The organism is Proteiniphilum saccharofermentans, assembly GCF_900095135.1.
GTDB classification, from domain to species: domain Bacteria; phylum Bacteroidota; class Bacteroidia; order Bacteroidales; family Dysgonomonadaceae; genus Proteiniphilum; species Proteiniphilum saccharofermentans.
On the sequence record NZ_LT605205.1, the window covers coordinates 357,533 to 382,413 of the forward strand.

At 42.4% G+C, this 24,881-nt stretch carries 26 protein-coding genes and 1 pseudogene; 8 read left to right on the plus strand and 19 right to left on the minus strand.

Features of this window, described 5'->3' with window-relative positions; all coding sequences use genetic code 11:
* Positions 1–61: 61 nt before the first annotated feature.
* From PSM36_RS01310 to PSM36_RS01320, 3 genes are all read right to left on the minus strand, one after another.
* Complete coding sequence (locus tag PSM36_RS01310; protein WP_076928453.1) at positions 62–3,178, minus strand: efflux RND transporter permease subunit; 3,117 nt, start codon at positions 3,176–3,178, stop codon at positions 62–64.
* A gap of 18 nt (positions 3,179–3,196) precedes the next feature.
* Positions 3,197–4,492, minus strand: a complete 1,296-nt coding sequence (locus tag PSM36_RS01315; RefSeq protein ID WP_083710875.1) for an efflux RND transporter periplasmic adaptor subunit — start codon at positions 4,490–4,492, stop codon at positions 3,197–3,199.
* Between the two features lie 110 nt (positions 4,493–4,602).
* Positions 4,603–5,037: a DUF6769 family protein gene (locus PSM36_RS01320; RefSeq protein ID WP_076928454.1), complete on the minus strand. Its 435-nt coding sequence runs from the start codon at positions 5,035–5,037 to the stop codon at positions 4,603–4,605.
* A gap of 382 nt (positions 5,038–5,419) precedes the next feature.
* On the opposite strand from PSM36_RS01320, the gene PSM36_RS17660 reads away from it, so the two are divergent.
* The 4 genes from PSM36_RS17660 to PSM36_RS01340 are packed head-to-tail and all read left to right on the plus strand — an operon-like array spanning position 5,420 to position 7,711.
* Positions 5,420–6,427, plus strand: a complete 1,008-nt coding sequence (locus PSM36_RS17660) for an SRPBCC family protein (RefSeq protein WP_232001496.1) — start codon at positions 5,420–5,422, stop codon at positions 6,425–6,427.
* Positions 6,424–6,825 (plus strand): DUF1801 domain-containing protein, encoded by a 402-nt coding sequence (locus tag PSM36_RS01330; protein WP_197684909.1) that lies wholly within the window; start codon positions 6,424–6,426, stop codon positions 6,823–6,825. Before PSM36_RS17660 ends, PSM36_RS01330 begins: the two co-directional genes overlap by 4 nt.
* 50 nt (positions 6,826–6,875) lie before the next feature.
* A complete protein-coding gene (locus tag PSM36_RS01335; protein ID WP_076928455.1) occupies positions 6,876–7,166 on the plus strand; it encodes an RNA polymerase alpha subunit C-terminal domain-containing protein in 291 nt (96 codons plus the stop codon).
* A complete protein-coding gene (locus PSM36_RS01340) occupies positions 7,163–7,711 on the plus strand; it encodes a DUF1697 domain-containing protein (protein WP_076928456.1) in 549 nt (182 codons plus the stop codon). The genes PSM36_RS01335 and PSM36_RS01340 overlap by 4 nt, the downstream gene beginning before the upstream one ends.
* A 367-nt stretch (positions 7,712–8,078) precedes the next feature.
* On the opposite strand, the gene PSM36_RS01345 is transcribed toward PSM36_RS01340, so the two are convergent.
* The 10 genes from PSM36_RS01345 to PSM36_RS01385 all read right to left on the minus strand — a co-directional run bounded on the left by PSM36_RS01345 (position 8,079) and on the right by PSM36_RS01385 (position 16,002).
* A complete protein-coding gene (locus PSM36_RS01345; protein WP_076928457.1) occupies positions 8,079–8,297 on the minus strand; it encodes a heavy-metal-associated domain-containing protein in 219 nt (72 codons plus the stop codon).
* A gap of 22 nt (positions 8,298–8,319) precedes the next feature.
* The gene (locus PSM36_RS01350; protein ID WP_449421188.1) at positions 8,320–10,497 is read right to left on the minus strand and encodes a heavy metal translocating P-type ATPase; all 2,178 of its coding nucleotides are present in this window, start codon (positions 10,495–10,497) and stop codon (positions 8,320–8,322) included.
* Between the two features lie 437 nt (positions 10,498–10,934).
* Positions 10,935–11,801 carry an ISL3 family transposase gene (locus PSM36_RS01355; RefSeq protein ID WP_161947535.1) on the minus strand — a complete coding sequence of 289 codons (867 nt, stop codon included), beginning with the start codon at positions 11,799–11,801 and terminating at the stop codon, positions 10,935–10,937.
* Positions 11,802–11,806: 5 nt separating this feature from the next.
* Complete coding sequence (locus PSM36_RS01360) at positions 11,807–12,133, minus strand: transposase family protein (protein WP_076928393.1); 327 nt, start codon at positions 12,131–12,133, stop codon at positions 11,807–11,809.
* Between the two features lie 97 nt (positions 12,134–12,230).
* Positions 12,231–12,353: a Fic family protein gene (locus tag PSM36_RS17845; RefSeq protein WP_197684910.1), complete on the minus strand. Its 123-nt coding sequence runs from the start codon at positions 12,351–12,353 to the stop codon at positions 12,231–12,233.
* A gap of 26 nt (positions 12,354–12,379) precedes the next feature.
* Positions 12,380–12,754, minus strand: coding sequence for a Fic family protein (locus tag PSM36_RS01365; RefSeq protein WP_197684911.1), 375 nt, complete (start codon positions 12,752–12,754; stop codon positions 12,380–12,382).
* A complete protein-coding gene (locus PSM36_RS01370) occupies positions 12,735–12,965 on the minus strand; it encodes an antitoxin VbhA family protein (RefSeq protein ID WP_076928459.1) in 231 nt (76 codons plus the stop codon). Before PSM36_RS01370 ends, PSM36_RS01365 begins: the two co-directional genes overlap by 20 nt.
* 532 nt (positions 12,966–13,497) lie before the next feature.
* Positions 13,498–14,217, minus strand: coding sequence for a class I SAM-dependent methyltransferase (locus tag PSM36_RS01375; protein WP_076928460.1), 720 nt, complete (start codon positions 14,215–14,217; stop codon positions 13,498–13,500).
* A 19-nt stretch (positions 14,218–14,236) separates the two neighbouring features.
* Positions 14,237–14,776, minus strand: a complete 540-nt coding sequence (locus tag PSM36_RS01380; protein WP_449421185.1) for a helix-turn-helix domain-containing protein — start codon at positions 14,774–14,776, stop codon at positions 14,237–14,239.
* 170 nt (positions 14,777–14,946) lie between these two features.
* Positions 14,947–16,002 carry an NAD(P)-dependent alcohol dehydrogenase gene (locus PSM36_RS01385; protein WP_076928462.1) on the minus strand — a complete coding sequence of 352 codons (1,056 nt, stop codon included), beginning with the start codon at positions 16,000–16,002 and terminating at the stop codon, positions 14,947–14,949.
* A 200-nt stretch (positions 16,003–16,202) separates the two neighbouring features.
* On the opposite strand from PSM36_RS01385, the pseudogene PSM36_RS17190 reads away from it, so the two are divergent.
* Positions 16,203–16,542, plus strand: a pseudogene (locus PSM36_RS17190) (hypothetical protein); the annotation flags it as partial.
* A gap of 27 nt (positions 16,543–16,569) precedes the next feature.
* Here the strand turns inward: PSM36_RS17190 and PSM36_RS01395 are convergent.
* The 6 genes from PSM36_RS01395 to mnmD form a co-directional block, all read right to left on the minus strand.
* Positions 16,570–17,076 (minus strand): cyclophilin-like fold protein, encoded by a 507-nt coding sequence (locus PSM36_RS01395; protein WP_173823104.1) that lies wholly within the window; start codon positions 17,074–17,076, stop codon positions 16,570–16,572.
* Between the two features lie 32 nt (positions 17,077–17,108).
* Positions 17,109–18,215 carry an alpha/beta hydrolase gene (locus PSM36_RS01400; protein WP_083710876.1) on the minus strand — a complete coding sequence of 369 codons (1,107 nt, stop codon included), beginning with the start codon at positions 18,213–18,215 and terminating at the stop codon, positions 17,109–17,111.
* A gap of 321 nt (positions 18,216–18,536) precedes the next feature.
* Positions 18,537–19,073: a GNAT family N-acetyltransferase gene (locus tag PSM36_RS01405; RefSeq protein WP_076928464.1), complete on the minus strand. Its 537-nt coding sequence runs from the start codon at positions 19,071–19,073 to the stop codon at positions 18,537–18,539.
* 103 nt (positions 19,074–19,176) lie between these two features.
* Positions 19,177–19,617, minus strand: a complete 441-nt coding sequence (locus tag PSM36_RS01410) for an SRPBCC domain-containing protein (RefSeq protein WP_076928465.1) — start codon at positions 19,615–19,617, stop codon at positions 19,177–19,179.
* A gap of 129 nt (positions 19,618–19,746) precedes the next feature.
* Entirely contained in the window at positions 19,747–21,339 is a 1,593-nt protein-coding gene (gene abc-f / locus PSM36_RS01415; protein ID WP_076928466.1) for a ribosomal protection-like ABC-F family protein, read from the minus strand.
* A gap of 265 nt (positions 21,340–21,604) precedes the next feature.
* Positions 21,605–22,270, minus strand: a complete 666-nt coding sequence (mnmD, locus tag PSM36_RS01420) for a tRNA (5-methylaminomethyl-2-thiouridine)(34)-methyltransferase MnmD (RefSeq protein WP_076928467.1) — start codon at positions 22,268–22,270, stop codon at positions 21,605–21,607.
* 76 nt (positions 22,271–22,346) lie between these two features.
* On the opposite strand from mnmD, the gene PSM36_RS01425 reads away from it, so the two are divergent.
* The 3 genes from PSM36_RS01425 to PSM36_RS01435 all read left to right on the plus strand — a co-directional run bounded on the left by PSM36_RS01425 (position 22,347) and on the right by PSM36_RS01435 (position 24,781).
* Positions 22,347–23,288 carry a metal ABC transporter solute-binding protein, Zn/Mn family gene (locus PSM36_RS01425; protein ID WP_076928468.1) on the plus strand — a complete coding sequence of 314 codons (942 nt, stop codon included), beginning with the start codon at positions 22,347–22,349 and terminating at the stop codon, positions 23,286–23,288.
* A 213-nt stretch (positions 23,289–23,501) separates the two neighbouring features.
* Positions 23,502–24,293 (plus strand): metal ABC transporter ATP-binding protein, encoded by a 792-nt coding sequence (locus PSM36_RS01430; protein WP_076928469.1) that lies wholly within the window; start codon positions 23,502–23,504, stop codon positions 24,291–24,293.
* Between the two features lie 2 nt (positions 24,294–24,295).
* Positions 24,296–24,781 (plus strand): DUF456 domain-containing protein, encoded by a 486-nt coding sequence (locus tag PSM36_RS01435; RefSeq protein ID WP_076928470.1) that lies wholly within the window; start codon positions 24,296–24,298, stop codon positions 24,779–24,781.
* The last annotated feature ends 100 nt before the right edge of the window (positions 24,782–24,881 follow it).

A 24,881-nucleotide genomic window follows, 5' to 3' on the forward strand; every position in this document is an offset into this window, starting at 1 on the left:
ATTTTTACAAGATGCCCGATTGCCACTAAATCATCCGACTGACGATATTTTGTGGGGACTGTTAATTCTCTTTATCTTGTAAAACCTCTGTTTCAACTACTTTCCTTCCGGTTATCAGATACATGATAGGAATGATAAAACCGTTCAGAAAGGTAGAGGTCAGTAATCCACCTAATATGACCTTAGCCATCGGGCTTTGTATTTCGTTACCCGGAAGGTCTCCGCCCAATACAAGGGGGATAAGCGCCAAAGCGGATGTCAATGCAGTCATCAGGATAGGGTTCAAACGATCTAATGAGCCTTGCATCACACTTTCGAATTTTGAATGTCCTTCACTTTGTAAATCGTTATACCGGGTGATAAGCAACATCCCGTTGCGGGTGGCAATCCCAAAGAGCGAGATAAAGCCGATGATAGCGGGAATACTTAGCTCCCCGTTGGTGAAGAATATAACGAATACACCCCCTATCAATGCCAACGGGAGATTCAGCAGTATCACCGTCGATTGTTTTACACTCTTGAATTGGGCAAAGAGTAAAAGGAAGATCACCATAATGGAGAAGATGGAGGTGATAAACAACATGCGGGATGCTGCCTGTTCACTTTCGAATTGTCCGCCATATTCGATATGATACCCTTCGGGCAAGTCGATTTCGTCGCGGACTATTTTTTGGATATCGTTGACAACTCCCCTTAAATCACGTCCGGCGACATTTGCCGAAACGACCAGCTTACGGGCTACGTTCTCACGGTTAATGGTATTGGGGCCGGTGGAAGAGGTGACTTCGGCAATATTCTCCAGCGGTACTTTCCGTCCATTGGCATCCACGATCATATTCCTGATCCGCTCCATGGTCGAACGGCTTTCATCGTTCACTTTCAATGTGAGGTCGAACGAATTGTTCCCTTCATAGACCTGCGAAACGACTTCGCCGGCCAGCATCACGTTGATGATTTCTCCAAATTCAGGTAACGGGATACCATATTTTGCCAATAGCTCCCGTTTGGGTTCTATTTTCAACTGTGGACGTTCGATTTGTTGTTCCACGTTCAGGTCGGCAATCCCTTCCACATCCTCGATAGATGCTTTGATCCGGTTACCGATGCTGTACATCCGGTTGAGGTCTGTCCCGAACAGTTTGATGGCGATATTTGCCCTGGTTCCCGAAAGCATATGGTCAATACGGTGCGATATGGGTTGCCCTATTTCGATATTTACGCCGGGGAGTAATTTCATTTTCTCCCGTACTTCTTCCAATAGCTCGTCCTTGGAGCGCTTACCCAAAATAAATGGCGCTTCAATCTCCGACAGGTTTACACCTAAAGCATGTTCATCCAGTTCGGCACGTCCGGTCTTGCGCCCTGTTGTTTGTATCTCCGGTATCGAAAGCAGCAGCTCTTCCGCTATTCTTCCTAATTTATCTGATTCTTCCAGGGATATACCGGGCATGGTGCTGACACTGATGGTGAATGACCCTTCGTTGAACGGTGGAAGAAAGCTGCGGCCGAGTGTGAAGAACAGGATAATCGCTACCAGTACGATGACGCCGGTTCCGCCCAGCACCCATTTTTTATGGTTGAATGACCATCTCAATGCATGCTGATAAATCCCCTTTAGTTTTCTGGCGACGAAAGCCTCTTTTTCAGGAGTATCATCTCCCTTTCTCGATTTTCCCAACAAGTAACTACACAACACGGGCGTCAATGTCAGTGCCACAATAGTGGATGCAGAGAGTGCCGCGATAAATGCAATCCCGAGGGGTACCAGCATACGTCCTTCCATTCCCGAGAGGAAAAACAGAGGGACAAAACTGGCGATGATGATAAAAGTGGAGTAGAGAATAGGCATACGTACCTCTTTCGACGCATCATATACAACCGCTATCACGCTTCTTCGTTCCTCTACCGGTTTTAGCCGGTTTTCCCGCAGTCGTTTGAATACATTTTCCACATCCACAATCGCGTCATCCACCAATGAGCCGATTGCGATGGCCATACCACCCAAACTCATGGTGTTAATGGTCAGACCCATAAACTGCAAAGCTAAAATGGCTGATACCAGTGAAAGAGGAATGGTGACAAGTGAAATAACCGTTGTCCGTACATTCATCAGGAAAATGAAGAGGATGATCACTACAAAAATTCCTCCTTCCAGTAATGCCCTTTGGATATTGCTGATGGAGCCCTCTATAAAGCGCGACTGACGATAAATATCGGTGCTCACTTTCACGTCGGCCGGAAGAGTTCGTTGAATATCCGCTAACGATTGATCTATCTTTTCTGTCAGTTCGATCGTACTTGTGGCAGGCTGTTTGGTGACCGTTACCAGAACGGCAGGTTTCCCTTTTTCAGAGGCTACTCCCAACTTGGGGGCTTTGTCGCCTATCGTAACATCGGCTATATTTTCAATCAGGATAGGCACATCGTTCACACTTTTCACCACCGATTTCCCCAATGCATCTACCTGATTCGTGGAAAGAATACCGCGGATGATATACTCGTTCCCGTATTCATACAATACTCCTCCCGAAGCATTCTGGTTCATCTCTTTTACCACATTAATCACTTCATCCAGACTGACGTTATAATGCTTCATCCTTTCAGGACTCAACAATATCTGGTATTCTTTGATTTCACCGCCGATAACGGTAACTTGTGCCACTCCGCCGGTTGATAACAGACGTGGTCGAATTGTCCAATCTGCCAATGTACGCAGATCCCGGAGCGAAGTAGAGTCGGAAGTCAACCCGATGGTAATCAGTTCACCCAGAATGGAGGACTGAGGCCCTAAAGTGGGATTCCCGACATAAGCCGGAAGCGCATCGCTTACGGCAGAGAGCTTTTCTGATACAATTTGCCGCGCGAGGTAAATATCCGTTCCCCAGTCGAATTCGACCCATACAATGGAAAATCCTGTAGTGGAAGAGGAACGGACACGACGTACGTCGGCTGCACCGTTCAATGCAGTTTCAACCGGGAAAGTCACCAACCGCTCTACCTCTTCGGGAGCCATTCCCTGGGCTTCGGTCATCACCACGACGGTTGGTGCATTCAAATCGGGAAATACATCCACCTCCATATTGCCGGCCGTGTATAATCCTGCGACCATAAGCAAAACCGCGGCGACCAGCACAACCATCCGGTTGTTCAACGAAAATCTTATTATTTTATTCAGCATAGCGTTTCGTCTTTGCGGTTAGTGATTGTGGGTATGACCTTCCGGCATTGCGGACGAAATAGCCGCCAGCTTCACCTGATATACACCTTTGGTAACCACCTTGTCTCCCGATGCCAGGCCTGAAAGGATTTGTATTCTCTCTCCGTCGCTTTGTCCCGGAGTAACCTCCTGTTTTTTGTAATGCTCTTCATCCAGTTGCAGATAGACAAAATAAAGCCCCTGCTCTTCAGTGAGGGATGATGCAGGTACCGATATTACATTGTTTTGCGGATTGGCCAACAGAAAGACTTCGGTAAAAGCACCCGGCAGAATATCGCCTATGTTATCGAATTCAAATGTGACGGGAATAAAAAATGATTGTCCGTCCGCTGATCTGCCGAATGACAACAGCCGACCGTTCAAATCGGAAAGTTTGTAAACCTGATTGTCGTAAGCCGGTTTAAAATTGGCAGAGGTTATGTTTTTGACCGTCTTGTAATGTTTTTCCGACAGTTCGGCACGCAGTTGTAACCGTCTGTTTTGGGAGACGGTCGCGATAGGTTGCCCTACTGATACATATTCTCCCTGCGCCACCATTCTGTTCTTTATATATCCGTTGATGGGGGAGGTGACCTTCACACCGTTGACTGTCATATTGGATGCCTGTGCATTATAGGCTGTCTTGGCGGTTTCGTAGCGGAGGCGGGCCTGCTCAAATTCTTTGGTAGAAATGATTTGGTCTTTGACCAGCAGTTCCGCCCGTTGGAATTCCTTTTCGGCAGTTTCGAATTCAATTTTGGCTCTGGTTGATGGATCCCCTTCGAGAAGATTTCTGGCGGATATTGTCACGATGGACTGGCCGGTCTTGACAGCGCTTCCGTCGGTAAGGGAAGGATTGGAAAACGACACAATCCCGTTTGATGTGGCCGCGATAACCACTTCGTCGCCTTGTGCCGCCTGAATTTGTCCGCTGGTCTTGATCACATAGCTGAAAGGGGTGGGTGCTACTTGTTCTACTTCCAAACCGACCACTTCGGCCTGTTGACGGGAGAAATGGATCTCATCCGCATCTCCGGAAGAATGATCGTGGTCATGTCCTGCAGCCGTCGAATGGACGTGGCCATCACTTGCCGAATGGCTGTGCGCCCCGTCGGAAGAATGATCGTGGTCATGCCCGTGTTGATGGTCGTAATCATGGTCGTGGTCGTGACTGTGGTCATGCAGATGTTCGTGCGCATCTTTGGCATCCGCAGACGATGCGTTTTTATTTCCGGAATAGCAACCCGAAATAAGCAAGGCCATTGCGATCAATGAGCCTACAATATAAGTCTTCATTTTTGATAAAATTTATTGCTCCGTGACATGATGATGAATGGAAAATAATGCAGAGACAGCTATTTCATGTATAGCCATCTATCCTGTATAATGAAATACAGCAGGTTAATTCAGGAAAGGATGAAAGGCGGAGCACGCAAGCCATGGAACCGGCTTACTTCGGCTGATTTGTAAAATAGGATATATTCCCCCTGTTTCGGTTTCGTGTAGGTGTTATAAGCGGGGTTTATCAGGAAGTCCGAGACAAGATAAAGCAAAGGGAAAAGCTGAATATGACCCGGATTATCGCCGTTATCAAAAGAAGTCACCTTGATTTTTATCTTGCCATCGGGATTTGTATAATAGGTCGTTTCAGCGATACAGGTCGGATCGTGATGGCAGCTATGGCCGCTTTGAGCCGAGTGTTCATCATCCTGATGATCCTGATGATGCGTCACATGAAAACAGATTGCCCCGTTATCGTGATGATGATGCGGTATCGTTCCCGCCACCAGCACGATAAGTATCTCTACTACAATGGATGATATGGCAATCTTCTTCTTCAACCCAATCTATTTTGCAACAAAATTACAGGTTTATTTTCTTTTCTCCAAGTAACCGATCAAGATTTCAATAGCTATAAACTTCACTTTGAATACTTACCAATAATATCTACACCCCGAAGATAGCTGATTATAAATGATAGCAAATATGAGAACAGCACCTGTCAAATAATAAAACCTGTATTCCTTTTTTGACCTGTATTTGGAAATACGAGGGAGTGAAAAGGGTAAATTTATTTCGTTTCTTTGAACGATACAACCATAAGAACTGTTCTTTGAAAATAGAGGGATATTGCATCCCAACATGGAATAACTGGTGTAAATACGACGTTATCGAACATTAAATATCAATTTTCTGCACAAAAAGCATTTACCATCAAACAAATTGAAATATGAAAACGCTAAAAAAATTCTCATCGTAATACTGATTCTCATCGTGATACCGCTTATTGTGGCACTTTTTGTACCGAAAAAATACAAAAGCAGTGGTGAAATCGTTATCAACAAGCCCCAAAAAGAAGTGTTTGAATACATCAGGTACGTCAAAAATCAGGACAATTTCGGGGTGTGGCAGCTTTCTGACCTGAATATGACGAAAACTGCAGAGGGAACGGATGGCACGGTCGGTTTCAGGTACAGTTGGGACAGCGAAACCCTCGGAAAAGGGGCACAGGTCATTACCCGCATCGTGGAAAACGAAAGAATGGAAAGTGATTTGTTTTTTTACGATTTCGGCGACGAACCCAACAAATCCTACATCACGGTCGGGGAAAAATCGCCCAACGAAACCCTCGTAAAATGGGGGATTTCGGGAAAATCGCCCTACCCATTCAACCTGATGAACCTCTTTATGAATATGGACAAGGACTTCGACAAAGGTTTACGAAACCTGAAAGAGATCGTGGAAAAACAGCCCTCTCCCACTGCCGCTGCCAGGAAAAGGGTACAGTTCAAAACCGAGATAAAAGCCCCTGCCGAAAAGGTGTACCGCACGATGCTCGGGCTGGACGATAAAACGACCTACGAGCACTGGACATCGCTGTTTCACCCCGGTTCGACCTTTGAGGGAACTTGGGAAAAAGGCTCGAAAATCCTGTTCATCGGTACGGACGAAAACGGTAAAAAAGGCGGAATGATAGCCGAAGTTGTCGAAAACAATCCCAACAAATTCGTTTCTATCCGCTCCACGGGAATACTGGACGGGGATAAAGAAATCACTTCGGGCGAACAGGTAGAGCAATGGACAGGCGGTCTTGAGAATTACACTTTTGAGGAAAACAACGGCATCACGATCCTTACCGTTGATATTGATGTTGTCGAAAGCTATGCAGATTATTTCAACCAAAACTACCCGAAAGCATTGCAAAAACTGAAAGAAGTCTGCGAGAAATGAGAATGATGAGCACGGATATTCAAAATTACAATGACAGCCAATCGGGAAATGACAGGGAAATCTGCCGTCTGCTTTTTGAGGAAATAAACAAAAATCTTCCCGAAGCCGAATGCAAAATCTGGCACAGACATCCCATTTGGTTCTTGGACGGAAACCCGACAGTCGGTTACAGCAGACAAAAAACCGGAATACGGCTGATGTTCTGGAGCGGAGCAGATTTTGACGAAGACGGATTAAACGTGAAAGGAACAAAATTCAAAGACGCTTCCATATTCTACAATTCGGTCGAAGAAATCAACACCGAAGACTTAAAGCGGTGGCTCGAAAAATCAAGGGAAATCCAATGGGATTACAAAAACCTTATTAAACGGAAAGGAAAACTAGAACGGCTGAAATGAACTATAATGGGAAGTCCTTCAGAATTTACAAAAACAAAGAATAGAGGAAAATGCTAACACCCAGAACACCACGCATCTGTCCGCAAGGGCACAAATACTATAAAAGCGGCGACTGTCCTACCTGTCCCGTTTGTGAAAAGCTGAAAGAACCGACTTCGGGTTTCCTTGCCTTAGTGGGCAATCCTGCAAGAAATGCTTTGTTGCACTATGGCATTGATACTATTGAGAAATTAGCAGGGCATACTGAAAAAGAAATTCTTTCGTTGCACGGCATCGGCAAGGCTTCCTTGCCAGCATTCAGAAAAGCATTGGAAGAAGCGGGATTAAATTTTAAATCATGAAAAAATCTACTGAAAATAAACCCATTTTCTGTGCCTTTTTGCGTGGGGTAAACGTAAAAGGAACGAATATGAAAATGGCAGAAGTCTGTTCCGTATTTGAAAAAACGGGCATGGAAAACGTGTCGTCCGTCCTGGCATCAGGCAATATCCTGTTCTCATCCGATAAGAAAAAAGATGAGTTAAAAGCACTGCTGGAAAAAGCTATGTCCACACACTTCAATTACGATGCTTTTCTTTTCATAAAAGACAAAACCGAGGTTGAAACTATTTTTACTGAAAATCCATTTGATGCCAATCCCGATTTTCACATTTATGGTTTTGCAGGCATTGCAGGCATTGAAAAAACGCTGATGGAAGAATTTGAAAAGTCGAAAAAAACGGAAGAAGAAAGGGGTTTGATAGCAGCAAACAATTTCTATTGGAGAGTACCGAAAGGAAACACATTGGAGTCTGAATTCGGGAAAATATTAGGACGGAAAAACTTAAAAGATACTTTCACTTCCCGTAATCTGAATACGTTTGAGAAGGTCTTGAAAAAGATGTAAGAATTATAAAGCCACAAAGAAAAAAACGTAGAATATATTCCGAAATCTGATTGTGAGAAATATTGACTCTCTGATTTTTCCTCATGTTTTTTGTAATTATGATTTCAATACACCGAAAATATAGTCATTATTGTAATTATAACTTCAATAAATTTGAATAATTCGTGTTTTTGCAAGTATGGTATAATATTTCTAGTCTATAAGGAACTTATTCTGGAGATGGTTCCCATCCTGTAGTTTTGAAATGATAATAGGTGTTGCCGGTTATCCCGGAAAGGATATCAATTAAAATAAAAACTTGCTTGATTTGGATGAAATCCGGAAGACCACATCGAAATCAAACAAGTTTATCGGTTGCTTATTCAGCTTAATCTAAAGCTTCTGCCTTAAATCCTTTGCTTTGGACGATGGCGATTACCTCGTCTGCTGTGATACCTTCGGATTGTACGGTCAGGATCTTGTCCTGATTATCGATGTCCACATTCCACTCACGGATACCTTCCGTACTATCCAGACCGGGTTTTACTCTGGAAACACATCCCCCGCAATTGATGTTTGTCTTGAATTGAAGTTCTTTATTTTCCATTTTTCTAACTATGAGTTATAAGTTATGAATTGATCTTTTTCCATTTCAACCTCAGGCTGTTGGTTACCACACTTACACTACTCAATGCCATGGCTGCTCCAGCAATCATAGGATTTAACAGGAAGCCATTGATGGGGTAGAGGATACCTGCCGCAATCGGGATACCAATCGTATTATAGATAAATGCCCAAAACAAGTTTTGTTTGATGGTCGCTACAGTTTGTTTGGACAGTCGTATTGCCTGCGATATCCTGGTGAGATCGGATGAGATGATGGTCATCTTGGCGACGTCCATCGCAATATCACTTCCTTTTCCCATGGCGATACTTACATCCGAAGTGGCAAGTGCCGTACTGTCGTTGATACCATCTCCGACCATCGCTACTACCTTGCCTTGCTGTTGCAGTTCCTTGATAAAATCGGCTTTGTGCTGCGGCAATACTTCTGCCTTATAATGATGAATGCCCGTCTGCTGTGCAATAGTTTTGGCCGTGGCTTCATTGTCTCCGGTCAGCATATAGAGGTCGATACCCATATCCTGCATCTGCCGGATAGCTTCTATCGATGTCTCTTTGATTTTATCGGAAATCGCAATTACCGAAATGGCCTGTTTGCTGTTTGCGAACCAGATAACGGTCTTGGCTTGGCTACCCCATTCATCGGCATATTTCAATAAATCATCTGAGATAGTGATATTGTTCTCCGTCAATAGTTTCTTGTTGCCGGTGAAATAGGTTTCGTCGTTATGATCGGCTTTTGCTCCTTTTCCGGTGATACTCTCGAATTTTGTCAGAGAAGTGGCGGCGGTACCTTCCAGATGTTTTACCACCGCCTCTGCCAATGGATGTTCGGAGCGTTTTTCGATGTTGAACAGGATATCTTTGGTGGAATCGTCATTATTCAGCCATTGGATGTCTGTTACCTGCGGCCTGCCTTCGGTGATAGTCCCGGTTTTATCTAATACCACGGCATTTACTTTCTTGGCCAGTTCAAGGCTTTCAGCATCTTTAATCAATATACCATTTTCAGCGCCTTTGCCTACACCCACCATAATGGCGGTAGGGGTCGCCAGTCCCAATGCACATGGACAGGCAATTACCAATACCGTAACGGCAGCCAGTAATCCCTGTACTACGCCGTTATCTCCGCCCAAAGTCACCCAAAGGATAAATGAGAGAATGGCAATACCGATAACTATTGGAACGAAAATACCGGCAATCTTGTCGACCAGTTTCTGTACGGGTGCTTTGCTTCCTTGTGCATCCTGCACCATTTTAATGATTTGGGCAAGCATTGTCTCCTTGCCGACTTTCACCGCTTTGAACCGGAAACTTCCTTTTTGGTTGATTGTGCCTGCAAAGACTTTTTCGTTTTCTTCTTTCAGTACAGGTACAGGCTCACCGCTAAACATACTCTCATCTACATAAGAATTACCGGACGTTACTATGCCGTCCACCGCAATTTTTTCACCGGGTTTGACAAGGATGATATCGTCTACATTCACGTTTTCGATAGCGACCTGCTCTTCGGTTCCGTCGGGTCGTATTACTGTTACGGTTTTGGGTTGAAGGCCCATCAGTTTTTTGATTGCTGTCGATGTATTACCTTTGGCCTTTTCTTCCAGTAATCTTCCTAACAGGATAAAGGCGATAATGACCGCCGCGGCTTCAAAATATACATGTGCATGTAATCCCCTCTGATGCCAGAAGTCGGGGAATAACATATTGAAAACGCTGAACAGGTATGCAATACCGGTACTCAATGCGACCAGGGTATCCATATTGGCCGAGCGGTGTTTGGCCTGCTTCCACGCGTTGATATAAAAATCCTTTCCCAGCCAGAATACTACAGGAGTGGCGAAAAGCCACATGATCTCATTGGCATAAGGCATATCCATAAAGAACATGCCGATGACCACAACCGGTATGGCCAGTATGATCGCCCAAATGGTTTTCTTTTTGAGCTTTTGGAATTTCCCGGCGTGGATATTTTCCAATGTCTCCTGCTGCGTGGTTTCATCTTCTAACAACAGATCATAACCAACAGCTTGAACCGCTTTTTGCAGTTTGGTAGCATCGGTCATGTTAGGCAAGTACTCAACGGTAAGATTTCCCGTACCGAAGTTTACGGATGCGTTGACGACTCCCGGTTCATGCTCTACGATAGTTTGGGCACTGCTCGCACAGGAAGCACAAGACATCCCCAATACCGGGAAAGTATGCTTTACGGTGGTCACACCATAACCAAGGTCTTTGATTGCTTTTACCGCCCCGGCCACTGTTTCGTTGTTATTTACAGTAATGGCCGCCCTGCGGTTATTGAGCTCCACCTTGTGCGCTTCCACTCCTTTGACCTGGGACAATCCCTTATCCACAATCAGGGCACAGTGTTCGCTCTCCACATTTTCCAGTGGAAGATATATTGTTTGTGTATTGCCTGTTGCCATAGTTTTTATTTTCGTTGATAATGCAAAGATGGTAATAAAAAGAGTTTATCCTGTTGTAGTTTTATGGATTTGATTTGTAAGATTTACGGATGTAGGGGGAATAAGCTATTCGAAAAGGTTTTGGAATATTTCAATGTAGTAATTCAAAAATTAATTTTGATGGTTCTATAAGTTTTAGTATGACTTAACATTTATGGATACATATCAAGATTTCCATGGAAAAACAAAATTGCTACTCTAAAATTATCATCATTTCTATATCCTCTGGCAATTGTTTTTATCTCTTGTATTGAACTGTTTAACCTTTCTGCTCTTGCATTTGAGGCACCTGTTTCTATTGCGTTTACAATGCCGTTTTGATGTCTGTCAAACATCTCGACTACCTCATTCATTTCTTTAATATTCGCCCTTTGGGCATCCAGCCGCCAAAAGGAATATATGGCAAGGGCATCCAGCCGGTTTTGGCGAAATGCGATGTCTCTAAAATTTTCCTTTACTCTCCAAGCTCTCGAAACCTCATAATTGGCATTTGATATAGCCTCGAAAGCAATATACTGTTTATTGGTAAAGTTCATTTTATCCTTCAAAAACAGATACTTGCTCTTCTTTAAGGCATCGTTTGTTTTAACTTCTCTCTTGCGAACTTTATCTACCGCTTTATTCAAATAGCCCACCAAATGGAAGTTGTCATGACAGAGTTTAGCTTCCTTAAAATACTTATTTGCGCCATAGATATAAGCATCCCACATATCCGTGCATACGGTCTTGACGGATTTGCGCTGCTTTTGAGAAAGTTTTACGCATAAATCATCTACGCTTTTTTTGGTTCGTCCCGATACAACCTCAATAACTACTCCGGCGCGCTCATCGGATAAGATGCTTAAATAGTGATGTCCTTTTTTGGTTGCTTTCTCGTCAATGCTCAGGTGTGGATAAATGTCGCTTTTGTCTCGACGTTCCAGCCCTCGAGATACGCTGCGGTGCATTATCCGGCTTACTTGTGAGTGGCTCAATGACAAAAGTTTAGCTGTGCGGCTTTGACTTTTTGTCAGAGACAAAGTTTCTATCGTTTTTTTTCAAGTAAAGTCGTCAGACGTTCACCTGTATCTGCCCAGCTAACGTCAACGGAACGGATTTCACCGCCTATTTTATAGCGCGGAATACGTGCAGTTAAATAGGTCTTGTATTGCCATAAATCCAAATGACGCCAATTACGCTCATGACGATAATCGTAAATGGGGTAATCTCTTCCGTCAATTTCTACAAAATCAAACTTATATGATAGGTGAACATAAACAGATTTTTCTTCTTCATTTATTTGAACATTGTCTACACACCATAAATCATTGATAGGCAGTAAGATTCTTTCTAATATATCGCTTGTTGTCATACGATACAAAGGTAAAATTTATTTTGTTAAGTCATATTAAAACGGGAAGAACCATTTTGATAATTGGTCAATATTGCCATTTATTGTTCCTTATATATTATCTATTGTAAATATCACGATTGTCTGGTGGATTGAGGTTAAGAATAAGTCTTTTTTCAAGAGCCAATGTTCGTAAAAATTCTCTTTGAGTACGTCCGTTACCTTCTCTGAACGGATGCAAAAAATTGACAGTATCCAGTATCTCTGCTAATTTTCTCGAAAGTATTTCTTTGTCTGTTTTTTTATCTTACGATATTCTGCAATTAAAGAGTCAATATATGCAAAAGCAGTAACAAATCTGTTTGTCGGGAAAAACTGTTTTCCCTCTTTACTTATTTCTACAGTTCTTATTTTTCCGGCCCATACATAAACGTCCTGAAACAAATACTTATGGATTTCCAGCAGTGTTTCGGCATTTCTTATCTTAATCGGCTTGTGATATAATTCCTCTAATCTTCTGGCGACATTAAGGCTCTCGAATACGATTAAAAATTCCTGATCTTCAATGTTTGCGAGATTACGTAAAATCCCTGTTTTAGGATTGGTGTAAGAATAGTCAGGATCAAGATATTTGTAGCTCATATGTTTCTTTTAGCCGTTCAAAGAAAACGGTAGAACTTATGATGTTTTGTTTCCATTCCAGATAGAGTTGTATCAATGCAGGAGAGGGTTTAAACCCTTCGAACATACTAGAACCGATTGCATTTGCCGTAGCTTCAAGTGATGCTAAATCGGGAAATTTAACCCCCATCAGGGTCAAATTCTTTCTGTCTATTTTCAGAGGATTATACATAATGATATATCTATACAATATTCAAAGATACAAATTTTGGTGATTTATATTACGGAAATACAATTAACTTACTATCTACTCAGTAAATTAGGTTAATTCTCCGCAAGATTACTGCTGAGTTGGGATTATTTATAACTTTATAAGAACTTATTTACCAATTCCAGAGATCTTACCTGTGTTTTTTATATGCTTTCTCTTTCTCGGGAAACTCTTTCTCAAATTCGTTCAACTCGTCCGCATCGACATCATAAATAACTCCTTCGTTGTATATCCCTTCTATTCCTATTAAAGCGTCAGGATATAACTCGAGGATCTGTAACGCTGCTGGATATTTCTTGTTCCTGTTGGTTATATTATATTCTTTCTATACTAGGAAGCCGAAACGGTTTCAATTATTATAACTGAAACCGTTTCCCAATTTATTCAAATAGGTTTTACCAACATTTTCGTTAAGCTCAATGAGAGTGGATAAGCTTGCTTGGATTATGTCGTTGCGAGAAAATGTCTAAAGTAATTGAACCTTTTTTGAGCATTATCCCATTTTTTTTGCGATGAAAAATGTATAACCGTAAAATTCTTTATACTTGCGATATAATTCTTCTTCATGACGTTGAGAACCAACGAGTTCTTCGGCAGCTTTATTCCCTGCATATTTAGTAAGAAAAATCTCTTCGGCTGTAATCTTTGGAGCAAAGTAATGCTCTGTCCAACAAGTTTCGGGCAAAATGAATGTAGCGACAGGGAGATATCCTGCTTTGTGTATTTTGGCTACTTGATTGGGGATTGTATCTATTTCCGGATACGCATTCATCCAAAAGTCATTGATTTCCACAGGACGTTCGTCTGTAAACCACGAACTTTCAGAAACAGCAATATATCCTCCTGTTTTTAGATACTTACGCCACTTGTTCAGTCCTTGTTCAAAGCCAATATTATAAATGGCCCCTTCCGACCAGATCAGGTCTAATTCTTCATCCTGAAAAGGAAGATTATCCATTGAACCTACAATACCTTTTACCCTGTCCTGCAAGCCTAATTGCTTGGCATTATGATTGAAGATATTGATAAAGTCAGGGAACAGATCAAGTGCAGTAATATTTCCCTGCACATGTTTGGCAAGCGTCATAGTCTGTCCTCCTGTTCCGCAGCCCAGATCAGCGATATGGGATTGTCCGGTCAGATTGTCGATGAAGCTAAGAGCTTTAAGTGTAACATCGGGGCTACCGGGTCCTTTTCTTTTGGGTTCTGTCATTTGTATCTGTTTTTCCTTTTCATACCTTATCCAGCGGTTTTCTTTTGTCTTCCCTGATCTGCTTGAAGTGGCTCGGTGTCAGTCCGGTTACCTTTTTGAACTGATTGCTCAGGTAGGCTACACTTGAATAGTTGAGGCGGAAAGCAATCTCACTCAAAGACAATTCATCGTACACCAACAATTCTTTTACTTTTTCAATCTTCTGGGCGATGAAATACTTCTCAATGGTAGTGCCTTCCACTTCCGAAAAGAGGTTGGACAGGTAGTTGTAGTCATGATGCAATTCACTGCTCAACAGTTCCGACAGGTTGGTTCTGGTATCGTTATCATGATGATGGACAAGACCTATGATGATGTTTTTGATCTTTTCGATAATCCTGCTTTTTTTATCATCAATCACCTCAAAGCCTAATGGGATTAAAACGGATTCTATCTGCTTCTTTTCTTCGGCTGTAGGCTCTTTGGTGAGCATTACTTCGCCCAGCGTCACACTTTTTACGTCTAAACCCAGTTTCTCCAGTTCCTGCTGAACCACCATGATACAGCGGTTACAGACCATGTTTTTTATGAAAAGTGAACTCATAATGGCTTTCCGTTGATAGTTTCTTATAATAAAATGCAAGTAGCAACGGCTGTGCCGGAACCATATACCACTTTCATCGAGATCTCTTTATGATAAATCCCATAGGCAAATCAGTGGTAAGCCGGATAAGTCCGGCTTATCCAACTTTAACCTTTCAGAGAAGTCATATCAATGACAAAACGATACTTTACGTCGCCTTTCAACAGTCGTTCGTAGGCAGTGTTGATATCCTGTATATTGATCAATTCGATGTCCGCGGTAATAGCATGTTCGCCGCAGAAATCAAGCATTTCCTGTGTCTCTTTGATGCTTCCGATGGTCGATCCGGCAAAGTTCTTCCTTGCGGGGATCAGGCTGAAAGCTGCGATGGGTAGTGGATGCTCGGGCGCTCCCACCAAGGCCAGTGTTCCGTCTACTTTGAGTAGCCGCAAATAGGCATTTACGTCGTGTTGTGCTGAAACGCAGTCCAGTATAAAGTGCAGCGTGTTGGTATTGGCTCTCATCTGTTCCTTGTCTGTGGACAGAATGACGTCGTCAGCCCCTAACCGTTTGGCATCGGCTACTTTCGACGGAGAAGTGGTAATAACCACCACATAGGCTCCCATTGCTTTAGCCAGCTTTACGCCCATGTGTCCCAGTCCGCCGATCCCGACAATCCCGACTTTGTGTCCGGGGCCTATATTCCAATGTTTCAAGGGCGACCAGGTGGTTACTCCCGCGCAGAGCAATGGCGCAGTGGCTGCCAGATCCAGGTTTTCGGGTACGTGTAACACAAAATCTTCATCTACCACTATACGTTCCGAATAGCCGCCGAATGTTTGCTTGTTAAGATGTATGTCGTGCCCGTTGTATGTCTGGACATTTCCGTTTTCGCAATACTGCTCGTTTCCGTGTTTGCACTGCTCACATTCCCGGCAGCTGTCTACCATGCAACCGACAGCGGCAAGGTCGCCCACTTTGAATTTGGTCACGCCGTTACCGACTTTTGTAATCCGCCCCACGATCTCATGCCCCGGTACATTGGGATATACGGTACCGTGCCACTCATTTCTTGCCGTATGTAGATCGGAATGGCAAACGCCACAAAACAGAATATCAATTTCTACATCTTTTGCCGTTACTTCCCGGCGATCGATGGTCATCTGTTGCAGATCTGCTTCGGGTGCTTCCGTCCCGAATGCTTTTACTGAAAATGTTTTCATATGACTAAAAATTTTATTTTCAATGGTGTCATATGGAACTCGCTTTTAGTCATGTTCTTGTGTGAGAACAGTTTTCATGCTCGTTTCATATGCTGATGTTTTTAAACGTTTTCTTTTCGTACATAATCAACCTGAGTTTGATACAAAAATAGACAATACCTGCATAAATTACACATACTATAGACAAATTTATCAGTAGTAGTTCCGCAGTTATTGAATGGCTGAAAAATGCAGGTACATCAAAAGTGGTTATCCATTTTGATTTGGATGTTATAGATCCTGAAGAAATGGTTGCAACAGTAGGCATTGATCCCGATGGAATGAAAACTGATGAAGTGGTGAAAGTTATCAACGTTTTCGTTAAGCAAGAGCAGAAACAAAGCTTGCTTTGGTTATGCCGAGCACAGAAAACGACTAATGTAACTGAACGATATATCCAACCAATTTGATGTGATTGGCCTTACCTTTGCCGAACCAATGCTGCACATTGCTATTAAAATCAGAAATATGTTGGATCAACTGCCTCTTTTAAAGGGTTGAATCCGGTATCGGCTGGTTTGTCGATTTTTATTCTTTCTCAAAAGTGACCGTTACATTTCCCGAACCCAGAGCGGCCGCCAAACCCGATGTGTCGTCAATGCGTCCGAGTCGTGTGTAACTGTAAGATGTAGAGAATGTTTTGTAAAATAGTACCAGAGTGCGTGAGCCGTAAAGCATTAAATCTCCGTTCTGTATTGTTCGGGGATTGGATGAATTTGTCGGAAGACTTTGGGGCAGGTCGAAATATTTCTCGTTGCCGTTCAGTTCAATCATATTCATTGTCAAAGGTAGTATTTCCAAAAAGGCTTTTGCCGAATTATTATCCAAAAGAGTAGCCGTAAAGGTTTTTGAATTGACCCTGATGCTGATTTTATTACTTGTCATACTCTCATCTCCGTTGCCGCCGTTATTACTATTATCATTGTTTTCTGTGTTGTTGCCGGGATTGATATTATCGCCGGATTCCCCGCAAGACGAGGCGCCAAGCCCAATCATTGACATAAAAAGCATAATGATTAAAAATGAATATCTCATACGATGATTGTCTTAAATATAAGGTTTTACATCTATTGTAAATGTTCTTTGAAAAAACTTTCCAATTTGTCAAATGGGGCTAATCCTTTGGTATTGTCGTACAAATCCACGTGTCCGGCACCTTTGACATAGTGCAACTCTTTTGGTTCTGCCGCACGTTTGTAGGCGTCCTCGCTAAACTCCTTCGAGTGTGCCTGGTCACCTGTGATGAATAACATGGGACGAGGCGAGATTGTTTCTATATCGTTGAACGGATAGAAATTCATAAATTTGGTGTTGCTGCTCAATGTGGGGTGGGTGGTAAGTTCCGGGGAACTGCTTTCAGGTGTATATTCCCCTCTTGGCATACGGTAGAACTCGTAAAATTCACGCTGAATCGGATCGGTATTTTCGTCCAACTCGTGGCAGGTTCCGCTGGTATATCGGGTTTCACCTCCTTCAAATTCTACATAGCGTTGCTGTGCAGCCTCTGCAATGATCTGTTTCCTTTGTTCAAGAGTTAGGGATTTATTCAGGGCATTTCGGTTTGCTTGTCCCATATCGTACATGCTGACGGTGGCGATGGCTTTCATTCTCGGGTCTATCTTGGCGGCGCTGATGACAAAACTACCACTACCGCAAATGCCAAGCACTCCGATTTTTTCCCTGTCCACGAATGGACGTGTGCCCAGAAAATCAACGGCGGCACTGAAATCTTCAGCATAAATATCAGGTGCGACCACTTGTCGGGGTTCACCCTCGCTTTCACCCCAAAATGACAAATCAATCGCCATTGTGATAAAACCACGTTCTGCTAAATTAGATGCATACACATCTGCACTTTTTTCCTTGACAGCTCCCATCGGGTGTCCTACGATGATAGCGGGATTTTTTGCGTTCCGGTTTAAATCTTTCGATATGAACAGATGTCCTGCCACATTCATATCGTATTGGTTCCTGAATGATACCCTGTACATTTCTACATTGTCGCTTACGGTAAATGTCGTAAACTTCTCCGGTGATATTTTTTCCATTGTTCCCGTTGTTTTTACCTTTTCAGCATTCCCGGTCTCTTCACTCTGCCTGTCCTGTTTTGCCTGGGTGCAGGCCTGCACTAACAACATTAGGCCTGCAAATGTCAATATAGTTACTTTCTTCATTTTTCTTATTGTTTTGATTACGAGGCAAAATTAAAAAACAAATCTCTTAACGGGATTGCTGAGAGGCTCAAATTACTTTGCTGAGAGGCTCAGTTTTAAAGGTATAAGTATTGAAAGAATATTGTTTGTTTCATGGCTTTAACAAACAAATTATTGTGAACAGTTTTATTTTTGTATGTTTGTAGGGTTACCACTATCAGTATATCATATTATAACTGATATATTTATTTTCGGATAAGTTTTGCTCTAAGGCTCATTTGATGTTACTGACAGGTTCAATATTTGATATTGATTGAAAAATGCATAGAATGATCTCTTAAGTTATTTATCGGATTTTAATTTGCTGTAAATTTCCAGGTCCGTAAAAATATTTCCGGTGAGTAATTCTCCGTCTCTTTCGATACCCTCAAATTTAAAACTTAATCTTTGGGGAATCTTTATACTGGATTGATTGCCGACTGCACATTTTATTTGAACTCTGTTTATATCCAGCTTATTGAAAGCAAAATCACAAAGCTTCTCCACTGATCTTGTGATAATTCCCTGTTTCTGATATTTCTCCGAAAGCCAGTATCCGATTTCTGTCTTTTTGTTGGATCTGTCGGTATCTTTAAAACCGATAAGCCCGATGAATTTGTTCTGTTTTCTGATGGTGAATACCAGTTCGGATATCTCTTTTGGCGCATTGATTATAGAATCTACAAATTCTTTCGTATCGGATATTTCTTTGGTGAACGCTACAAATGGAAGCCATTTGCCTAAATAATCCCTCTGGCTGTCAATGGCTTCAAAAATATCAATCGAGTCTCTTAGTTCCAATTGTCTTAATTCTATTTCACTGTCGATTTCTATTACCATACTGTTTTCGCTCGTTGTATTGTAAGTAATGATAGCTATAGGTCCCTTGCCAATTAAATTAGGCAAAAGTAATGACTTTATCGCATGCTTGTTATGCCATTTGTCAACGATTATATTCCTCTTTCTCTGCGAGTTCTTTCAGTTTATTGTTCATTTCATTAAATCCCTTAATTGTTTTTTCGGGGTTAAACAATCCAGTGAAAATACCTCTAAATTGTTCGCCCTGGATAAATGTGACCGTCCCGTATGCGTTGTCTTTTAGCTCGAACGTATGTTCTCCGTCGAATAATCCTTTGAACAATACTGTTCCTAACCATTTTAATTCCCGGTTCTCCGTCCTTGTAATAATTGTCGGTTTGAAGGTCATTGTTTTCCCACCCGGAGGGGCTATTCTGACGGTTATCTGACGTCCTTCTTCTGCTTTCCCCTCTATGAAGGTGATAAATGGGTTCCAATTCGGATAATTCTCAAAATCGGTGAGGATTGCCCATACTTTTTCGCGTTTTGCCTGAATAGTTATTTCGGTTCTGATTTCTTTTGCCATAATCGTTATAGTAAAGTGGTGAATGATAGTAGAAATAAATACATTATTTTTTTATTTTTTTATGTTTTTTCGAAAAAGTTGCCATCAATTTATCAACTTGCAACCTATCAGTTTCCTCCAATTTATTTCTTAATTAACGCCGATTATCCTTTGAATGTTTATTTGTTCCAGAAATGTCTCATCGTGGGAGATAACGAGTAGTGTTCCCTGATATTCGTTGATGGTCTGAGTCAGTATCTCGATGTTCTGTATATCGAGGTTGTTGGTCGGCTCGTCCAATACAATAATATCCGGTGATTGATCGGCAATGCTTAAGCAGCATAACATTAGCCGCATTCTTTCTCCACCACTCAATGTGGTACAAGGTTTATCCCAATCTTCTTTCGTGAACAAAAAACGGTTTAGCCTGATTTTTACTTCATGTTCATGCAGAGCGGATGTATTAAACTGTTGTGTCTGTTCGTAGATTGTTAGTTTATTGTTTATCAGGGAATAATCCTGATCAATATAAACGGACCTGCTTTCAGGAACAGATACTATTCCGGTTTGTGGTGTAAGATTTCCGAGAATAATTTTGATTAACGTTGTTTTTCCCGATCCATTTGTCCCTTTTATGGCTACCCGTTCACCGCTCGTAATCCGGAGACTTAAAGGTTCGTTCCATACATACTTATCGTTCCCATAGCTAAAATTGATATTGGTGGCAGTAAAGAGTATTTTCCCTTGATGCAGACCTGAATGGTCAAATCCGAATTTCATTTTGTCGGCCTCCGGCAGGTAGGACCGCAGCTCCTGCAATTCCTGTGAGATATTTCCTGTTTTCTCAGAATGGGCACCTTCTATTTTGGCAGTACTTTTTTCCGCACTGTTTCTCCACGTATTGGCTACTATTTTCGGCAATCCTGCTTTCGACAGGTTCTTTTTTGCGCGTGCATCCAGTTTCTGCCTGCGCTCGATGGTCTCACGTTCTTTTTCCCTGGCTTTTTTCAATGCTTTTTCCTTGCTTTGAATGTCTTGTGCCAAAGCGTTGGCCTTTATCTGTTTTTGTTCTTTGTAAAAGTCATAATTACCACCATAAACGGTTATTCCGTTTTTGTCCAGTTCACAAACCATATTTAAATGGTTCAGTAATTTGCGGTCGTGGCTGACGATGATCAAACTGCATTTTGTGTTTTCTATAAAATCATATAGATAGTGTCTTGCTGGAATATCCAGATGATTGCTCGGTTCATCCAATAATACCAGTTCAGGCTGATGAATGGAGATACCTGCCAGAAAGATCTTTGTTTTCTGTCCTCCGCTTAATGTTTCTATTTTTTGTGACAGATCCAGACTGTTTAATTGCCATTCGTTCAATGCCGTGGAACAACGTTCTTCGATTGTCCAGTCGTCGTTAAGCAGATCATAGTTTTTTTCTGAAATATTTCCGTTCAGGATTTCATGTAAAGCTCTTAACTTTTGATCTATTTGCAATGCTTTGGCAACTGTCAGGTGATCATACTGCCCGAAGATTTGAGGGATATAATAGGGGTTCGTATCTGTTTTCAGTATTCCATCCGAGGGTTGCAATTCTCCTGCAATGATTCTTAGCAATGTGGTTTTACCCGCACCGTTGTTTCCAATCAATGCGATTTTCTCATTGGGATTAACCGTTAGGTTGATATTACTGAATAGCAGAGTTTTGTCGGGATGAGTATAGGACAGGTTTTGAATAGTAAGCATAATTTCTTTCTTTTATATAGATGAATAACCCGGCAAACCGTTTTTACGATTTGCCTCTATAAAAGCTTAAAAGAAATTATTTATTTCATTGGTGCCTACTTATTGATTTGTGCTGCAAAGATAAGGTTCTTGTTTTAAATTACCTACCACCATTCCTTCATAGGTAAATTCAAACTTAAGTACCTTCTCACCTTTTTAATGGATCAAGTGAGCCGGAAGTTAAAGTAATACTTTGAGCATAAAAATTCATACTTAGCACGCAAATTTACTTTACCGCCTGTAATATTTCCCGTTTCCCGGGAGGGCCGGGGAGACGTTCCACATGGTAACCGGCGGACTGAAGCATCCTTCTTACGGCGCCTTTGGCACAATAGGTGGTCAGCACTGCTCCCGGATTGCTTAGGGTATACAACCGGTCGAATATCCTTTCCGTCCACATACCAGGTTGTTTTTCGGGAGCAAAGGCATCGTAGTAGACCACATCGAAAGCTGTTCCCTGTTGAAACTTGTCCAATCCTTTGATATCCATTTGCAACTTCTTCAGATGAAAGTCGGGAGTTATCTCTACCCACTCTTCCCAGGGAGAAGAGTGAAGTTGGATAAACTTCACTTCCTGCGAGGGATCCAGCAATTTACTATAGTTGAACATCTTCGCCTCGGTGATCGATACCGGATATCGTTCAAGAGTAGTATATTTTACTGTTTTACCCGATTTTTCAGTATCGAGCAAGGTGAGAAATGCATTCAACCCCGTACCGAAACCGATTTCCAATAAGTTGATCTCCGATTTATCGCAATGGTGCAATCCCGCTTCCAGATAGACATGAAGCGACTCCTGAATGGCGCCGTGTGTGGAGTGGTAGTGCTCATCCAATTCCGGGACATACAGTGTATGCGATCCGTCTTCCGTTGTTTCTAATATATGTTGCATAACTATCGGGCTTTCTGTTAGAATCACTAACAAAAATAGGAAAATTTCATGTACTTTTGTATACTAAAATTATCACATGCAAAAATATCTGTATATCATCTTGCTATCGGCACTGACTTTGGCATGCGGTTCCGGAACCAGGAATAATAATGAAGGAAAGCGGATGCTGACGGTGACTATTGAACCTCAACGTTACTTCCTCGATCAGATCGTAGGCAATGCATTTGCAATCAATACGCTTGTGCCTCCCGGATCAAGCCCTGAGACATATGAACCGGCCCCTTCGGTGATGGTCGACATGGCGAAGAGCGATATCTATTTTATGGTGGGTGACCTCGGTTTTGAGAATGCCTGGAGCAAACGCCTCGCGGAAAATAACCCGAATGTAGCTATCGTAAATTGTTCGGAAGGGATTGAGAGGATGGAAGGGCATGACCACAGCCATGATCAGGAACATTACCACGCACACGACCATGATCACCATCATGGAGACATCACAGCACATGTGCATGCCCATAGTGGTGTAGATCCGCATGTATGGTCGTCACCCCGGGCCGTAAAGGTTTTGGTCCGGAATATGCTGGATGCGGTCGTGAAATTAGATCCTGATAATGAAGAGACATTCCGGACCAATTTTGATACATTGTCGGTAAAAATAGAACGGACAGACAGCCTGATCCGTGATTTGCTGAAAGATGCCCCCTCAAAATCATTTATCATTTATCATCCCGCATTGGGCTATTTTGCACGCGATTATGGCCTGCATCAAATAAGTATTGAGTTCGAGGGGAAAAGCCCTTCTCCTTCGCAGATTAAAGAAATTGTAGACGTCGCCCGAAAGGAAAAGATCAATACTATTTTTATAGAGCGTGGTTTTGACACGAAGAATGCATCCGTGATTGCTCAGGAGATCGGTGCGGAGGTGTTTGAGATTGATCTGCTCAGGTACGAGTGGGATGAAGAATTGCTGAGGATTGCCGCCATTTTAGCCCATAAAGCAAATGAGTATTTGCGTTAAGCTAAAATAACGATTAAGCGAGAGCAATGTCAAGCTCGCTTGAAACATTGCCGAGCAGTAGTTATTTATCAAAATGGACAGAGTCAAGTTTGCCTGAATGTTTTCGATAAGCGATGGGTAGAACACATTTACTTGTATTATGCCGTCGCGAGAAAACGTCTAAGTTTACCTGAACTATGCCATAGCGAGCAAATATCTATTTCTTGTAAAAAAATGAATAAACTGATCGACATAGCAAACCTTACGGTTGGTTACGAAAACAAACCGAATGTGCTGAAGGATATCAATCTTAGTATATATCAAGATGATTTCCTCGGTATTATCGGACCGAATGGAGGAGGGAAGACTACCCTTTTGAGAACTATTCTCGGATTGATAAAACCTCAGTCGGGTTCCGTCACTTTCTATGATAAAGGTGAAAAAACAGCCTCAATTAATATTGGTTATCTCCCTCAGATAAACCGGATTGATAAAAAGTTTCCCATCTCCGTATCGGAGGTGATCCTGTCAGGTTTAACGCCGGGAAACAATATTTTCAAGAGATATTCTTCTGCGGACAGACAAAAGGTAAAAGAGGTGGCAGAGAGGCTTGGAATAGAAGAATTGCTGTCGCGTGCGATTGGAGATCTTTCGGGGGGACAGTTACAACGTGTGTTGCTGGGAAGGGCCATTGTCGACAATCCGAAACTGATCATTCTGGATGAGCCGAGTACCTATGTGGATAAGCTGTTTGAGACCAATTTTTATAAATTGCTGGGCGATATCAATAAAGAGATCGCCATTGTATTGGTTTCGCATGATGTAGGGACGATTATCTCTCTTGTGAAGAATATCGCCTGTGTGAATCAGGGATTGCATTATCATCCGGGTACCGATATATCTCAGGAATGGCTGCTGAATGCATATGAGTCGTGTCCCATCGAGATACTCGGTCATGGATCTCTGCCCCACCGTGTGCTGCTGGAGCATGATCATCAGGAAGGCGGATCACATATACATCAATAGAGATGGGAGATACGATTTGGATTATCCTGGCCGGTCTACTGTTGCTCGTAGGAGCTGTAGGGACTATTGCACCGATACTTCCCGGCCTTCCTTTGAGTTGGGGAGGATTGCTGGCATTGAAGTTCATTCCCTCTACGCAGGATGATATCTCTTGGACAGCTATTATCGTCTTGGGTGTATTGACAGCCGTAGTCACTATCCTCGACAATATCCTGCCGGTTTGGGGGACAAAAAGAATGGGTGGCAATAAACAAGTGGTCTGGGGCGCTACTATCGACCTGTTGGTAGGTTTCTTCCTGGGGCCGTGGGGTATTATTTTGGGCCCGTTTGTGGGCGCTTTCGCCGGAGGGCTGCTTTCCGGAACACAATTTATACACGCTGTGAAACAGGCTACCGGCGCCTTTGTCGGTTATATTGCAGGGCTTGTGCTTAAATTGGTGACAGTCGGTTTGATTATCTCCTTTTTCGTGAGAACGCTTGTCATTTGAAAAGATCGCTTATCCTTTCTACAGACTCCGGAGTCCGAGTGGGCAGTGTAAAAACCTGTTTTCATAGGTACAAAAAAGACCGGTAACAATTACCGGCCTT

What these genes read in the sequence shown, in the direction of transcription:
- PSM36_RS01310 (WP_076928453.1), bottom strand. Translation starts at nt 3,178, where the DNA reads ATGCTGAATAAAATAATAAGATTTTCGTTGAACAACCGGATGGTTGTG.
- PSM36_RS01315 (WP_083710875.1), bottom strand. Translation starts at nt 4,492, where the DNA reads ATGAAGACTTATATTGTAGGCTCATTGATCGCAATGGCCTTGCTTATT.
- PSM36_RS01330 (WP_197684909.1), top strand. Translation starts at nt 6,424, where the DNA reads ATGAGAATGATGAGCACGGATATTCAAAATTACAATGACAGCCAATCG.
- PSM36_RS01335 (WP_076928455.1), top strand. Translation starts at nt 6,876, where the DNA reads ATGCTAACACCCAGAACACCACGCATCTGTCCGCAAGGGCACAAATAC.
- PSM36_RS01340 (WP_076928456.1), top strand. Translation starts at nt 7,163, where the DNA reads ATGAAAAAATCTACTGAAAATAAACCCATTTTCTGTGCCTTTTTGCGT.
- PSM36_RS01345 (WP_076928457.1), bottom strand. Translation starts at nt 8,297, where the DNA reads ATGGAAAATAAAGAACTTCAATTCAAGACAAACATCAATTGCGGGGGA.
- PSM36_RS01350 (WP_449421188.1), bottom strand. Translation starts at nt 10,497, where the DNA reads ATGTCTTGTGCTTCCTGTGCGAGCAGTGCCCAAACTATCGTAGAGCAT.
- PSM36_RS01360 (WP_076928393.1), bottom strand. Translation starts at nt 12,133, where the DNA reads ATGACAACAAGCGATATATTAGAAAGAATCTTACTGCCTATCAATGAT.
- PSM36_RS01365 (WP_197684911.1), bottom strand. Translation starts at nt 12,754, where the DNA reads ATGAGCTACAAATATCTTGATCCTGACTATTCTTACACCAATCCTAAA.
- PSM36_RS01370 (WP_076928459.1), bottom strand. Translation starts at nt 12,965, where the DNA reads ATGTATAATCCTCTGAAAATAGACAGAAAGAATTTGACCCTGATGGGG.
- PSM36_RS01375 (WP_076928460.1), bottom strand. Translation starts at nt 14,217, where the DNA reads ATGACAGAACCCAAAAGAAAAGGACCCGGTAGCCCCGATGTTACACTT.
- PSM36_RS01380 (WP_449421185.1), bottom strand. Translation starts at nt 14,776, where the DNA reads ATGGTCTGTAACCGCTGTATCATGGTGGTTCAGCAGGAACTGGAGAAA.
- PSM36_RS01385 (WP_076928462.1), bottom strand. Translation starts at nt 16,002, where the DNA reads ATGAAAACATTTTCAGTAAAAGCATTCGGGACGGAAGCACCCGAAGCA.
- PSM36_RS01395 (WP_173823104.1), bottom strand. Translation starts at nt 17,076, where the DNA reads ATGAGATATTCATTTTTAATCATTATGCTTTTTATGTCAATGATTGGG.
- PSM36_RS01400 (WP_083710876.1), bottom strand. Translation starts at nt 18,215, where the DNA reads ATGAAGAAAGTAACTATATTGACATTTGCAGGCCTAATGTTGTTAGTG.
- PSM36_RS01405 (WP_076928464.1), bottom strand. Translation starts at nt 19,073, where the DNA reads ATGGTAATAGAAATCGACAGTGAAATAGAATTAAGACAATTGGAACTA.
- PSM36_RS01410 (WP_076928465.1), bottom strand. Translation starts at nt 19,617, where the DNA reads ATGGCAAAAGAAATCAGAACCGAAATAACTATTCAGGCAAAACGCGAA.
- abc-f (WP_076928466.1), bottom strand. Translation starts at nt 21,339, where the DNA reads ATGCTTACTATTCAAAACCTGTCCTATACTCATCCCGACAAAACTCTG.
- mnmD (WP_076928467.1), bottom strand. Translation starts at nt 22,270, where the DNA reads ATGCAACATATATTAGAAACAACGGAAGACGGATCGCATACACTGTAT.
- PSM36_RS01425 (WP_076928468.1), top strand. Translation starts at nt 22,347, where the DNA reads ATGCAAAAATATCTGTATATCATCTTGCTATCGGCACTGACTTTGGCA.
- PSM36_RS01430 (WP_076928469.1), top strand. Translation starts at nt 23,502, where the DNA reads ATGAATAAACTGATCGACATAGCAAACCTTACGGTTGGTTACGAAAAC.
- PSM36_RS01435 (WP_076928470.1), top strand. Translation starts at nt 24,296, where the DNA reads ATGGGAGATACGATTTGGATTATCCTGGCCGGTCTACTGTTGCTCGTA.